13 protein-coding genes and 3 pseudogenes are annotated in these 13,508 nt (G+C 38.0%); 7 read left to right on the top strand and 9 right to left on the bottom strand.

Going from position 1 to position 13,508, the window contains the following annotated elements; all coding sequences use genetic code 11:
* From BT1A1_RS03585 to BT1A1_RS03575, 3 genes and pseudogenes are all read right to left on the bottom strand, one after another.
* Positions 1–441: pseudogene (locus BT1A1_RS03585) on the bottom strand (hypothetical protein); the annotation flags it as partial.
* A gap of 16 nt (positions 442–457) precedes the next feature.
* Complete coding sequence (locus BT1A1_RS03580; protein WP_034768205.1) at positions 458–1,453, bottom strand: sugar-binding protein; 996 nt, start codon at positions 1,451–1,453, stop codon at positions 458–460.
* Positions 1,454–2,110: 657 nt separating this feature from the next.
* Positions 2,111–2,935: an MBL fold metallo-hydrolase gene (locus tag BT1A1_RS03575; protein ID WP_034768203.1), complete on the bottom strand. Its 825-nt coding sequence runs from the start codon at positions 2,933–2,935 to the stop codon at positions 2,111–2,113.
* A 470-nt stretch (positions 2,936–3,405) separates the two neighbouring features.
* Here BT1A1_RS03575 and BT1A1_RS03570 point away from each other — a divergent pair, with 470 nt between their 5' ends.
* Positions 3,406–3,918 (top strand): glutathione peroxidase, encoded by a 513-nt coding sequence (locus tag BT1A1_RS03570; RefSeq protein WP_051988988.1) that lies wholly within the window; start codon positions 3,406–3,408, stop codon positions 3,916–3,918.
* On the opposite strand, the pseudogene BT1A1_RS03565 reads toward BT1A1_RS03570, so the two are convergent.
* Together BT1A1_RS03565 and BT1A1_RS03560 are read right to left on the bottom strand one after the other, a co-directional pair.
* Positions 3,887–4,799, bottom strand: a pseudogene (locus BT1A1_RS03565) (aldehyde dehydrogenase family protein); the annotation flags it as partial. The gene BT1A1_RS03570 and the pseudogene BT1A1_RS03565 overlap by 32 nt on opposite strands.
* A 13-nt stretch (positions 4,800–4,812) precedes the next feature.
* Positions 4,813–5,676, bottom strand: a complete 864-nt coding sequence (locus BT1A1_RS03560; protein WP_034768201.1) for a methyl-accepting chemotaxis protein — start codon at positions 5,674–5,676, stop codon at positions 4,813–4,815.
* Positions 5,677–6,319: 643 nt separating this feature from the next.
* Between BT1A1_RS03560 and BT1A1_RS03555 the strand changes: the two genes are divergently transcribed.
* The gene (locus BT1A1_RS03555; protein ID WP_072012640.1) at positions 6,320–7,261 is read left to right on the top strand and encodes a S66 peptidase family protein; all 942 of its coding nucleotides are present in this window, start codon (positions 6,320–6,322) and stop codon (positions 7,259–7,261) included.
* Positions 7,262–7,468: 207 nt separating this feature from the next.
* Here the strand turns inward: BT1A1_RS03555 and BT1A1_RS03550 are convergent, their stop codons facing one another.
* Both BT1A1_RS03550 and BT1A1_RS03545 read right to left on the bottom strand, forming a co-directional pair.
* Positions 7,469–8,035 (bottom strand): DUF4256 domain-containing protein, encoded by a 567-nt coding sequence (locus BT1A1_RS03550; RefSeq protein WP_034768197.1) that lies wholly within the window; start codon positions 8,033–8,035, stop codon positions 7,469–7,471.
* A 337-nt stretch (positions 8,036–8,372) separates the two neighbouring features.
* Positions 8,373–8,906: an SRPBCC family protein gene (locus tag BT1A1_RS03545; protein WP_231553278.1), complete on the bottom strand. Its 534-nt coding sequence runs from the start codon at positions 8,904–8,906 to the stop codon at positions 8,373–8,375.
* 338 nt (positions 8,907–9,244) lie between these two features.
* Here BT1A1_RS03545 and BT1A1_RS03540 point away from each other — a divergent pair, with 338 nt between their 5' ends.
* On the top strand, positions 9,245–9,760 hold the full coding sequence (locus tag BT1A1_RS03540; protein ID WP_231553277.1) for an ABC transporter permease: 516 nt from the start codon (positions 9,245–9,247) through the stop codon (positions 9,758–9,760).
* Between the two features lie 275 nt (positions 9,761–10,035).
* On the opposite strand, the gene BT1A1_RS03535 is transcribed toward BT1A1_RS03540, so the two are convergent.
* Positions 10,036–10,836 carry a CPBP family intramembrane glutamic endopeptidase gene (locus tag BT1A1_RS03535; RefSeq protein ID WP_034768191.1) on the bottom strand — a complete coding sequence of 267 codons (801 nt, stop codon included), beginning with the start codon at positions 10,834–10,836 and terminating at the stop codon, positions 10,036–10,038.
* 193 nt (positions 10,837–11,029) lie between these two features.
* On the opposite strand from BT1A1_RS03535, the gene BT1A1_RS03530 reads away from it, so the two are divergent.
* The 4 genes and pseudogenes from BT1A1_RS03530 (at position 11,030) to BT1A1_RS18480 (ending at position 12,835) form a co-directional block, all read left to right on the top strand.
* The gene (locus BT1A1_RS03530; RefSeq protein WP_197057067.1) at positions 11,030–11,353 is read left to right on the top strand and encodes a PadR family transcriptional regulator; all 324 of its coding nucleotides are present in this window, start codon (positions 11,030–11,032) and stop codon (positions 11,351–11,353) included.
* A pseudogene (locus BT1A1_RS03525) lies at positions 11,353–11,700 on the top strand (DUF1048 domain-containing protein). Before BT1A1_RS03530 ends, BT1A1_RS03525 begins: the two are co-directional and overlap by 1 nt.
* 9 nt (positions 11,701–11,709) lie before the next feature.
* Complete coding sequence (locus tag BT1A1_RS03520) at positions 11,710–12,057, top strand: DUF1048 domain-containing protein (RefSeq protein ID WP_034768180.1); 348 nt, start codon at positions 11,710–11,712, stop codon at positions 12,055–12,057.
* 433 nt (positions 12,058–12,490) lie between these two features.
* Positions 12,491–12,835, top strand: coding sequence for a hypothetical protein (locus BT1A1_RS18480; RefSeq protein WP_156103164.1), 345 nt, complete (start codon positions 12,491–12,493; stop codon positions 12,833–12,835).
* Positions 12,836–13,316: 481 nt separating this feature from the next.
* Here BT1A1_RS18480 and BT1A1_RS19215 read toward each other — a convergent pair.
* The coding region (locus tag BT1A1_RS19215; RefSeq protein ID WP_034768178.1) for a hypothetical protein at positions 13,317–13,508 on the bottom strand (192 nt) is incomplete at its 5' end.

The raw sequence follows: 13,508 nt of genomic DNA, 5'->3' as shown, positions 1-13,508 counted from the left end.
TCCTTTTAAATAGATGGCGGTATTTTGTGCTTCTTCCAAGTGGTCATTATACATATCGATATTATCACGAATCGCAAAACCGATTGTCAGTTCCCCTTCTACAATCAATGTATCAATCACATTTTCATATTTTTTTAATTGATACGGGTCGATTCCATCCATTTTTTTCGTTAATTTAATTTTTTCATTCTCAATCTCTCTACGAATCTTTTGAAAGTCGATAACATCATGTGAATCACGTTCCACAACAAAACGGTTCACTTTTTCAATCAGTTCATTTGTCTTTTGCCAAATGGAATTGAATAAGAGAAAGCGTTCGAAGCTGGAATTATATGTTTTCATCAGTTGATTACTGCTTAAAAAAATGGCGGTTGCAACGATATTAAATAAGATAACAAAGACGAAAAAATAAGTAATCAGTTTACTCCGGATTGACTTCATAACCTGAGAACTCCTTCTACTTGTTATTTTCTTGAATATGTTTCTGCAAAAACTGGTTCAGGTCATTTTTCCGTATGATACTTGTCGGGGTATGCTGAATTTTTTCCGGATGGTTGCCCTTCTTTAATTCAACCAGCATATTTACTGCAGTGTATCCCATTTCATATGGATGTTGAACAACGATGGCATCGATTTCCTCAGCTTCTAAAAGTTGGATAGTTTCAGGCAAGGTATCAAATGTGATGACATACGGATCGGAATATGGCCGCATCGTCCGGATGACTTGCGCAATTCCGACCCCGTCTAATGCACTTGTACCGTAAAAAGCCGTGATATTCGGATTCTCTTTCAATAAGTCATATGTAGCTTGTACCGCGCCGGTTTTTGATATATTCGATTCCTTCATGCCAACGATTTTTATTCTTAATTCATTCTTTACCGCTTCTTTAAAACCCTCCACTCGAAGTTGCTGGTGAATGGCATCATTACGTCCAATAACAATGCCTACCATTTGTTCACCTTTCGTATCTTCAATGAAAGCCTTCCCCGCCATAAAACCGGCCATATAGTTATCTGTACCGACATAGACATCCCTTCTGCTTTCCGGCAGATCCGTATCAATCGTAATAATCGAGGTTCCTTTTTCAACCGCTTTATTGATAAGCGGAGTAAACGCTTCATTGGATAAACCCTGTACCATAATTCCATCCACTTTTCCGGCAATCTCTTTGTCAAAAACTCTCACATGATCATTGAGATTGGCACGTTTTGGCCCGATGTATTCTAAATATACCCCCTGTTTTTCCGCAGCATCCCTCGCCCCTTTTTCAACTTGACGCCAGTATTCATTGTCCTCTTCTTCCGGGATTAGAACGAAATGATAATCATATTTTGGCTCGGTGGTACTCGTCTCTTTTTTTACATAAAAGGTATTTTGACCGTAAAAAAACATTAGAAACGCACTGATTAGAAAAGCTAGAGCAAATATGGAGTAAACCAGTTTCTTTTTCAATCGGTATCACCTCATTGGAAAGATGGAGATTCGCAATTTTTTAAGTATATTTATCTCTGATATTTCTTCAAAAAGATGAATAACTCCTGCAAAAAAATGGTAGGTTGTGTTATCGCTTTTCTCCAACTTGCTTGAAAACATTATGTAAAATGCGGGTTATGTCAATTTTTAGTTGAGGAAATGGTTGTAGCGGTGGTGAATTATGATTGGTAACTCTGCATTTTTTGTTAAGGAAATGAATGCAGATGAATGATGATTGGCTACTCTGCTTTTTTTGTTAAGGAAAAGAATGCAGTGATGAATTATGATTGGCAATTCTTTTTTTAGTTAAGTAAACGAATGCAGTGCGGATGAATGATGTTCGTTAATTCCGCATTTTTTGTTAAGAAAACGAATGCAGCGGAATGAATGATGATTGGCTACTCTGCCGAATGTCAAAGTAATTTTGACAAATACTTTTTGCTTGTGACGAAGGGGAATATTGGCAGAATCATGTATTTTTGAAGGATTTAGTGTGGTGTTAGTAAATTTTTTTGAGGATGGAAAAAATAAAAGAGAGAGCTCAATTTTTTCAACTCTCCCCTTCTTGCTAAAAAATACAGAGCGTTCTATTTGCGACTTACAAACATTTGAGTGGCGGCGTTTTTGCTGGTCAAGTTAAATACTTACTTTTTCATGATGTTTAATAATGGAGTTTACGATATGAATCGAATCCCATTCGCCGGAAGAGAAAAATGTGATCGGATATTTTTTCGGAAATAATAGATCCTTTATTTCTTCCGGCGTGTTCCCTTCCCTATATAGTTTGACAATATTTCCTTCGAGGTCCAACAAATAATCCAATTTTCGCTCCAAAGCTTTCCGCCCGTTTTTCAGGAAGCCGGCGTGATTGCAAAACACTTCCTCAAAATCATAAGTTAAGACTCTTTTTAATGATGCGATAATTTCCAGAATATTTTCCTCCCGAAGAACCACCTTTGTCTTTTCCTGACAATAAAGATCTCCGGTAAAAAGCTGCCCTGTGGCCTCATTTAAAAAAGCAAGATGATCAATGGCATGGCCGGGTGTGTTGATAACCGTCCAAGATGCATTGGCAGATTGAAAAGTTTTCCCAATCGCTTCTGCACGGAACGGTTTTCGCCTTCCCCAAAAAACTTGACGGTACATCGGATAATCTGCCTTTTTCGTACAATAGTTAATCATGAGATCATTCATGAAAATCGGAACCTGAAATTTTTCCTGCAAATAAGCCGCACATCCGGTATGATCCTCATGAAAATGGGTAATTACTACTTTTTCTATATCAAGCTGTTGGAAAAATGGCGTGAAAAACCGTTGCAACGACTGGGCCCCCGTATCAATTAACACACCATCAATGAAAAAGCAATGAACATTTAATTTAACACCTCGAAACGCAACCGTCCCATTCCCCATTCTTACCCCATTCACTGTCTGTTCCTCAAATTTCTTTTTAAACAACATAGACCCACATCCCGAATTTGATTATTTTTAATTGTATCATAAGGTGAATGACTATTCACTCGTTTTTCTGTGCAACTTGGGATGTTGTCCGATAATCCAATTTTGGTGCATGATTATATATGGTCATGATTTGCTACGGGATTTGGTTTGTCGGCAAAAAAGGGGTGGCTTGGCTAAAAATGGTGACGACAATTGGTCTTACTGATTTATTGGTTTTCGTAGGTGCGATACTCACGTTTTAATAGAAAATATACATCCCCAATTATTGAAATTCATTAATATATCGTGTACGATTAAAATGCATACGATTTATTTATGAGACTACTGAATACGTTCACTTACATAATATACACGGCGAACTACATGAAAAACCTAGTTTGACGAGGAATCTTATAGATATTACTGGAATTTTTTAGTGGTCTCTTTATTACGATGTGTTATTAACTTTCAATTTTGTTAGGGGGCATAAAATGAAAACGGTCTATGATTATACTGTTAAAAAAACGAATGGTGACGAACAATCGCTCAAGAACTTTGAAGGAAAAGTTTTACTGATTGTCAACACTGCAAGCAAATGTGGGTTAACGCCTCAATTCAAAGACCTCCAAGAACTTTATAACAAATATAAAGATCAAGGTTTTGAAATTTTAGGGTTTCCGTGCAGCCAATTTAACAACCAAGAATTTGATAATATTGAGGAAACAACCCAATTTTGTCAGGTAAATTATGGTGTGACCTTTCCAATGTTCGCAAAAATCGATGTAAATGGAGAAAACGCAGATCCACTATTTACTTATCTGAAAGAACAAAAAGGTGGCGTTCTTTCTAAAGATATTAAATGGAACTTCACGAAATTTCTTGTCAATAGAAACGGACAAGTGGTAGAGCGCTATGCACCTACAACAACCCCTAGTAAAATCGAAAAAGATATCATTCAACAATTGTCATTACAAGAAACTCATCATAAACCTTTTCATGAATAATCAGGCGGTTTGCCGACATACAAATTTGTCCTTGATGAGTAAATCTACTAAAAACAGCGGCACTAACAGCTAAATCAATATCGGCATCATCCAATACAACAAGTGCACTGTTACCGCCAAGTTCCAAATGAACTTCCTTTAAGTTTCTTCCTGCGACTTCACCAATATGCCTGCCCACTTGGGACGAACCGGTAAAGGAAATTGCACGTGGAACAGGATGCTCAACAAAAGTATCCCCTATTTCCGAAATCTCTGTTGTCACTACATTTAATAAACCTTTTGGAAGGCCGGCTTCTTCATATATTTTTGCGATCATCGTCCCTCCGGTAATCGGTGTATGCTCATGTGGCTTTAAGACAACCCCGTTTCCTGTGGCTAATGCAGGAGATACTGATTTCATTGATAAAAAAAACGGGAAATTAAATGGGCTGATGACACCGACAACAACAACAGGAACCCTATACACACGGTTTTCTTTTCCATCAATTGGAGACGGTAAAATCGTTCCATTCATACGCATCGGAAAAGTAGATGCCTCTTTAATCATATTTTTGACAAGATCAATTTCAAACTCTGCTTTTAATCTTGTCCCGCCAATTTCATCAATTATAATGTCTACAATTGCCTCATGATTTTCTTCTATAATAAGCAACAGCTCTTTCAAAAACTCCTCGTTTAACAACAGGATTGGTTTTTTCCCATTGTTTCTGTGCAGTTTGTGCCGATATATATGCAGCATTTAAATCATCTATATTTGCAGCTCTGTACATTGCAAGAATTTCCCCGTTATATGGGTTTTTATTTTCCATCACAAGACTACTATTCCCATCTCTCCATTCTCCATTTATATATTGACCAGATAATTTTCGAAAGTTGATCATTTTTATTCCTCCATCATTGATTCAGTTCAATATTTTCCTTGGCTAGTTTGGCTAAATTTTGTAAGTTTGTGTTAATTTCCTCCATTGTTGCAGTCAATTCTTCAATTGCTGCAGACTGGGAATCTGATTCTGTGCTTGCTTTTTGAACATTTTGATTAAGTGTATTAATTACATTCTTTATTTGATTGGTAATCGATTGTATTTCATTAACTTGGTTTTTTGAATTGGTAGCCATTTTACGAATTTCATCGGCTACTACTGAAAAGCCCCTTCCATGTTCACCAGCTCGTGCGGATTCGATTGCTGCATTTAATCCGAGCAAATTACTTTGATCAGCAATTTCTTTAACAACATTAGATACCATTTCAATAAGATTGACACTATTATTTACTTCATTTGCCTTATCAGAAATAAAATTCATGTTGTCAGCAAGTTGAGTAATCGAGACAGCCATTTCTTGAATGGTATTTGTTACCTCATTAAAAACGCCGGAGAGATTGGAAGCAACTTCAGATAACTTATTGGCTTTCTCAACATTTAAACCAACTCCCACGCCACCAATCACATGCCTGTTTTCATTATGGATAGGAACCGCACGAGCAATCAGATTTACACCAAATAATTCAGCAGGTACTACCATCGCTTGGTTTTTGTTTTCCCGGATTGCCTTCGTGATAATATCTCCTTCAACAAGGGAATCCCCCGGTGTCACATTAAGGGAAAATGTTTTTGCATGAAAATTTTGGATTAATTTTTCCGTATCATAAATTCCAATTGTAATATCTTCATTTACCAACATTTGGAAGTACGGGGCTACTTCAACAAACGCTTTAAGTAGGGGATGATATTCTCTATCTTGAGAATAATCTTGGTTCATTTTTTCATTTACTCCTTTCAGCTCTTGGATAGCTAGTACAATCCATAAATTTATATCGGCAAAAAGGGAATGTTTTTATGTAAACTTTAGTAATTAATTAAAATGACCTAAATTATCCGATTAATTATTCGTAATTGCGATTCACTCCAAGACTTCTGAAGTTTACGTGTGTGGTTATAAAATTAAGGGATATTTATAATTAATTTTGTATAATTACGTTCCTTATTTTAAATCTCAAAAAAATCTATTTGTCTTTTCGTTTCCTGGGAATTTGTTGTGAACTCCGGGTCTGTCAGTTCTGCTTGTGAATCTTTGGGGCCATCCACATCAAAAATAATCATATTTCGCTCTTTTGGATAATACATTTAAGTAATGATAAGGTAAAACTTCCAGCTGTGGAGGGGTCTTCATCCCCACTTTACTGACACTTGATCTTCCTAACTTACATCTTTGACTTTCCTTAAGCGGACAGGAGGAAGATTTAGTGACTGTTTGTACGGGATAAAGTAGAACTAACCAATCGGACGCATGCAGGCAGACCGTCCCCCACCTATCTTCTTTGTAAACTCGGGTATCTTGAGGTGGGGGTCTTGACTCGCCGTTAAGACGAGAGAAAATAACCGGAAGTTTGGGGTGAGGAATTATCGCGAAAAAACCACGGATGTTACAACGGGGAGATACGATTGGACTTGTTACACTGGGTAGTCCAATCCTTAACCAAACAACGATTAACATTGGTATACAAACACTAAGAAATCTCGGTTTTCATGTTGTTTTGGGCAGACATGTCTTCTCATATGACGGAATTGTTGCAGCACCTGCTGATCAAAGGGCAGCAGATCTTATGGATATGTTTACCAACCCAAGTATAAACATGATACTGGCAACTCGTGGAGGGACCGGGATTCAGTCGATTTTCCCTTATTTAGATTTTGGCGTGATCAGTAGGAATCCAAAAATTATTTCCGGTTATAGTGATATGACCGTATTATTAAATATTATCTATCAATTTAGCAATTTACTTACATTTCATAGTTTGATGGTCGGTGATTTTCGACCAAATACGCCTGCTTACAATTTCGATCAGTTTTTTGAAGCCACATCGACAATAACTTCTCCAAGAATCATTGAAAATCCGCCCAACATCGCTTTAAGGAGTTTAGTTCCCGGAAATGTAACAGGACCAATTATAGGTGGGAATTTAACTTCATTAGTGAATACACTCGGTACCCCGTACGAAATTGACACAAGAGGGAAAATATTGGTAATAGAAGAAACTGATGCTCCATCTAATACCATCTACCGTTATTTACTTCAGTTACTTATGTCGGGTAAGTTCGATGATTGTCTTGGCATTGTCATCGGTCAATGTACCAATTGCCTCGTTTCTTACGGGACAACGTTTGATGATTTAATCAACGCATTATTAGTTCCATTAGGAAAGCCGATGATTGCAAATCTTGCTACAGGTCACGGTTATTATAAGACAACTATTCCAATCGGTGCCACTGTTCGTCTCAATGCAACCGAACCCTCACTAACTGTCCTTGAAGCAACTGTTCAGCTGGAAAATCCGAACGTTTAAGAAATGATGTATGCGCCTGAGGTACGTCATTTCTTTTTATTGATGACTTATGAAAATACTTTAAAATGGAAATGGTACTTTTGCTATTTTATCTCTTCAAACATCATTGGTACCCCATCTGATCGATTAAAATAAACAAAATAAATTACTAAGAAATTTAGCCAAGGAGTCAGGGAATTACCTTAGATTTGATCATGTCATGAAAAATTAGACCCTTAGTGAACCCCGGAAGCCCCTGGAAGCATAGTAGGAATCTGCTCCATTATGGTACACAAAGACTGTACCATAGCGGCGATCACAAAAGATGGCGCCACCTAGTTTTCTTATATTCTCAGGAGTTTTCACCCAACTGGATGTTTTCGTATCGAAATGGCCAAGTTTCTGCAGTTCCCGGTATTGTTCTTCCGATAAAATTTCAATTCCCATATCACGAGCCATATCAATCGCATTGTTTTGTGGTTTATGTTTTTTCCGAGACTCCAACGCTTCACGGTCATAGCAAACACTTCTGCGACCTTTAGGACTTTCTGGTGAACAATCATAAAAAATAAATTCTCCAGTCTCTTTGTCGAAACCAACAACATCAGGTTCACCTCCAGTTCTTTCCATCTCATATAGCGACCATAATTTTTCAGTATTCGTTTCTAGCTTGGCTTGTACTTTCTCCCACTCAAGTCCGTTATGGCGATTCATGTTTTTCTCAAATCGGGTCTTCAATATTTCTAGTAGTTTTTCCTGTTGTTCCGGTGACAACTGGCTTTTTCCTTTTTTCATACTAAAACCTCTCCCCTTCATTTGATTCGTACAAGTTTTTAATTTTACTAAAGGCTCTTAAAAATATTTTTCAATATAGAGTTGCCTAATCGAAAAAATTCCCTTTAAAGGCGTTTGAAGATTCCGCCCTTTTAAAAAACATTGATCCAAAATATCGAACTTTTCCAGCCATTAAATATTTATTGCCCTTACTTAAAGAACGTTTGTTTGTGTTTTGATTATAACAAGTTTTTTAAAAATTGCAACTACTAAAGCAAAAAAATAAAGGCATTTTTCCTTTCGTTAAAATAAGGAGCGAACTGTCTTAAATCATAGATAAGGCCCCCGTGTTCCATATTTACTCAAGAAAAGCAGCAAGATTGGCGAGTGTGGAACTCATCCCGGCCTCATGGTCTTCCTGCCTAATACCTACTGGTACGTTCTCGGAGACAATCGTAACTTTGGTGCCCCCCGGAACTTCATCCAGATTCCAAGTCATAGTCATGGCTCCAGCAAAAGCAGGATCCTCAGATTCAAAAACGATCCGTTGCACAATCCGCTTGCCCGGAACAAGTTCGAGAAATTCACCCTGCCTAACGTCCGTGTTGTCAGAGGTTTTGCCTGTCTGATGATCCGAATCCAGGTAGGTAAGCGTCATCCGATAAATGCCGCCTTCCCTTGCGTCGAACGTATCTATTCTGCCTTCCATCCCTGTTGGTGGAAGCCATGCAACGAGCTTCTTCAGATCCATAAATGCCCGGTAGACTGCGTGCGGTGGTGCCATAATGATTCTCGATACGGTGTCCGTTCTTTTCGACCTGTCATTCATCTTAATCACTTCTCCTGTTTTTCTTATTGTCACAAAAATAACGAGATTCCAAAGCAACTTCACCTTTTTCCTTCGTTTGGCAGTACAATTGTTACATCGTTATCCGTTGTCACTTGGAAAAGATTTCATTTATTCTTGAACCATACCTCATTTTATGACAAAATTCCTCACTCCATAATATGGTTTTGAATAGCATACACATATACTTTTACAGCCATATAATTCACTTAATGATTAGCACCCAAAAAGGTTTAATAAAAATATTTGCACCAAATATAGTATTATTGTTCTTTATCAAGACACAATATATTGTTATTTGAGCGTGATGTTCTTGGAAAATGGGCTTTTTGGGTGGTAACCATCATTTTGTTTCAAATTCATATTTAGTCAAGACTAAAAATTTGACTAACAATCAAGAAGCTCAATTATCTCAAAAACTTCGTGATACAGATAAAGTCCAGAATACTTCTTTTATTAGTACACAAGTTGAAAAGCAAGATTCTCTATCAAGAAGTCTACAACCAGTCGTATTAATATTCATTGTCTTATCCGGAACTTTAGCTTTTGTTGTCCTATATAATCTAACGAATATCAATATATCCGAACGCGAACGTGAATTAGCCACTATTAAAGTTCTTGGATTCTTTGATAATGAAGTAACCATGTATATTGTTCGAGAAAATGTTATCTTTACTATCTTTGGGATATTAGTTGGCTTTGGAATCGGAAAAATGTTGACATGGTTCATTATAACGATGGCATCATCTGATTTAGTTACGTTTCCGCTAATCATTCCATGGGAAAGTTATCTTATTTCAGCTGCAATGACTACTGTCTTTTCGGCGATTGTTATGGTAGTTACTCATTTAAAGTTGAAACACATCAACATGATTGAGGCGCTGAAGTCAAATGAGTAAAATACATATTTGATTTTGCTGAAAATTTTGATAATTGAAAGCCCCAAGGCATTAATGAAAAAAACCTTGTGAGACCGAGTCTATTGGCGACTCCGCGATACGCAGTTTTAAAAGGACGCCTGAACCGGTCTCCCCATAGTGAAAATAATAACTTCTAAGTTCACTTGTTATATTTTTTATAAATACATCACCCAAAGTGTGGGGCACCGGCAACTCGACTTTTCGAATGATTTTCCTACCTATGTAATGAGTAACGATAAAAAGAGCACCGGCAACTAGCGGTTATTTGAATCCGGTCTTTTAATTAAAATAAACAAGGTTGTAATTAGAAGTAAATTAACAACTAAGACGATTATACTTCCTTCAATTTTGAAGCTGCCACCTGATATGAATGAATTCCCTTGAAACGTACTGTTTAATAGATGTGGATAATCACTAGCCAAGGAAACACCGCCAAAGATAATCGCCCCAATCGTATTCCAAATAAAATGAGCAATGATTGGTGCCACGATTGTACCTGTGTATTCTAAGAGCAATGTTACAAATACACTCATTGAAACGACATTAAGCACGGGGATAATACCTGCTTCAAATGCTCCACCATGCATCGCAGCAAATAGAATAGTAGTTAAAACGGTTGCCACAATTACATTATAATTTTGCTTCCATAATTGATATAGATAACCTCTCACCAACAATTCTTGCATTACAACATTCAACAGTGACGCCACAATCCAAAGCCATATGTAATCAATATTGTTTTGATCTTGTATATTCATTGTTTTTGTTAGGAAAAGGACAGCGACTACACTCCCCAACCATAAGACACCTATTAAAACACCTATTATAGAATTTTTAAAGAATCTTGAAGCTACGGGGATTTTAATTTTACCCTTTTCAATTAACGAAATAAAAATAACAGAAAATAAAATCAGTATAGCAAATGGCGCAAATTCCCACCATAATCGCATATATGCCTGATTATTCGTTAGTATATCGGGCGTAAAAGAAATGAAAATTACCCATCCAAGAAAAAAGATCACTGTTTTTAAAATCGTACTTACCAACTTTTTCATTACTACCTCCGATGACTGTGTATTTTATTAAGCGAGACTTATTATCCCTATTATACCACCTCAAAGGCATTTGCGTATTTTTCAATTTAACATGGCAATAACCTATTGACAGCCGTCCTATTAAGTGATACTATATACCGGTACTAGGTAATACTTCATACCAGTCATACAAAGTAGTAATGAGGTGATTGTGCTGGAAAACTTAACGGAAATGCTTAAAGGCGTGCTTGAAGGTTGTGTCCTTGAAATTATCAGCCGCGGAGAAACCTATGGCTACGAAATTACAAGACGGCTGAATGCTCTCGGCTTCACTGATGTTGTGGAAGGAACGGTATACACCATCCTCATCCGGCTTGAAAAAAACAAGTTGGTAGAGATCACCAAAAGGCCTTCCGATATGGGACCGCCACGAAAGTTTTTCACGCTCAACGACGCAGGACGTGAAGAGCTGCGGAAGTTCTGGGAAAAATGGGCGTTTGTATCATCAAAAATTAACGAGCTGAAGGAGGAAAAATAATGAATTTTTGGGAGAAAATTACCGGTAGCGACATGACGAGGGAATTTAAAATTTTTGAAAAGAGAGTCAAGAAGCTACCGGCTGATTATCAAGCGGCATAGGTAGAGATTAATGCCAATCTTTGGGCGTACACGGATTTCACCGGTCGCAACCTTATGCCAATTCTCGACCGTGTGCTTGGCCTGTTTGAGGAAACGGCGGCGGACGGTCAGCGTGTTCAAGAGGTTTTGGGTGACGATATCAGAGGCTTCTGTTCAGCGCTTGCCGGAGAAGAGGGGGCAAAGTCCATTCGTGACAAGTGGCGCGAACAACTCAACAATAATATCGCAAAAAAATTAGGTAAGTAGGAGGATAACATGAGCATACGAGATATCATTGAAGGAAAAAACGAGTGGCGAGCTCACGTGGCGCGTGTCAAGGCCCTTCCGCAAGATTATCAGATTGTTTATAAGGAGATTCAAAAATATCTCTTTAAGGTCGGCCCTGTTGAGCTAACTGAGATGACGGGTCTGCTCTCGGGAATTGTCGATCTGTTTGAAGAAGGTGCTGCCTCGGGGAAAAGCGTACTTGAAATGACGGGAAATGACGTAGCGGCTTTCTGCGACGAATTAATCAAAGATTCAAAAACCTACGCCAACATCTATCAAGAGTCAGTTGACCAAGACGTTCACAAGGCTATGAAAAAGGTGACGGATAAGAAATGAAAATTCCTTATCTTAAAATGGTGATGAGATTCGGGCTCGTCGTCAAAAAATGGAGTTTCTCGCCTCAAAATGGTGACGAGATCAGGGCTCGTCACCAAAATAGAGCATTTTTCACTTCAAAACGGTGACGAGATCAGGTTTCGTCGTCAAAAAATGGTGTTTCTCGCCTCAAAATGGTGACGAGATCGGGTCTCGTCGCCAAAAAATCAAGTTCCCCGCCTCAAAATGGCGACGAGATCAGGGCTCGTCACCAAAATAGAGCATTTTTCACTTCAAAACGGTGACGAGATCAGGTTTCGTCGTCAAAAAATGGTGTTTCTCGCCTCAAAACGGCGACGAGATCGGGTTTCGTCGCCAAAAAATGGTGTTTCTCGCCTCAAAATGGTGACGAGAACAGGGCTCGTCGTCAAAAATAAGTGTTTCCCACCTCAAATTGGTGACGAGATTCAGGCTCGTCGCCAAAACAGAGCATTTTTCAATTCAAAACGGTGACGAGATCGGGCTTCGTCGTCAAAAAATCAAGTTCCCCGCCTCAAAATGGCGACGAGATTCAGGCTCGTCATCAAAAAATGGTGTTTCTTGCCTCAAAATGGTGACGAGATCGGGTCTCGTCGCCAAAAAATGGTGTTTCTCGCCTCAAAATGGTGACGAGAACAGGGCTCGTCGCCAAAAAATCAAGTTTTCCACTTCAAAAGGGCGACGAGATTGGGTCTCGTCGTCAAATTTTGCATTTCTCACCCCAAAATGGCGACGAGATCGGGTTTCGTCGCCAAAATAGAGCATTTTTCACTTCAAAACGGTGACGAGATCGGGTTTCGTCGCCAAAAAACCCTGTTTTCCACCCCAAATTGGCGACGAGACTAGTTCCCTATTAGCTCACCACCTTTTTAAATAATTTCGTTGTACCAAAAGCAATGGCTAAAGCGAGTAGAGATATAATTAGCGACGGAAAAATATTTATACTGTCAAACTCAACTTGAGAGGGTAATACAGTATCATTTTTCAAGGACATACTCGGTGTATAAAACATTGTCAATAACAATCCAGACAATATTTCCAAGTACGACATAACCTATACAAAAACTCCCTACAAACAATATGTATTTTTCACATAACACATTCTTTCTTAATAAGTGTGTTTCCTGATTAGCTTTGTGAATTTTGTTCATAAAACCATTTCTTTAACCAATTTTATTAAAAGCCACCAACAAACTCAAACACTAACAGCACTATTTATCAGCCATTAACAGCTTTGATGTCTATTGATATTCAGACAAATATTCGAAAACCTCTTTTGGTATCTTGAAACTGAACTTTACGTCATCCAAGTTAAAATCAAGATAAGGCTTGTTATACGTTGTAATACTTGCAACGTGCTTCAACTCTTTTTTGTCCTTACTTGATTCGCCAAATTTAATTGTTTTTTGTTGATGAGCTTTTTGCGATGTACT

The organism is Caldibacillus thermoamylovorans, assembly GCF_000751775.1.
Classification (GTDB): Bacteria; Bacillota; Bacilli; order Bacillales; family Caldibacillaceae; genus Caldifermentibacillus; species Caldifermentibacillus hisashii.
The sequence above is the reverse complement of the archived record's forward strand: the minus strand, read 5'-3'. Positions and strand labels throughout refer to the sequence as shown.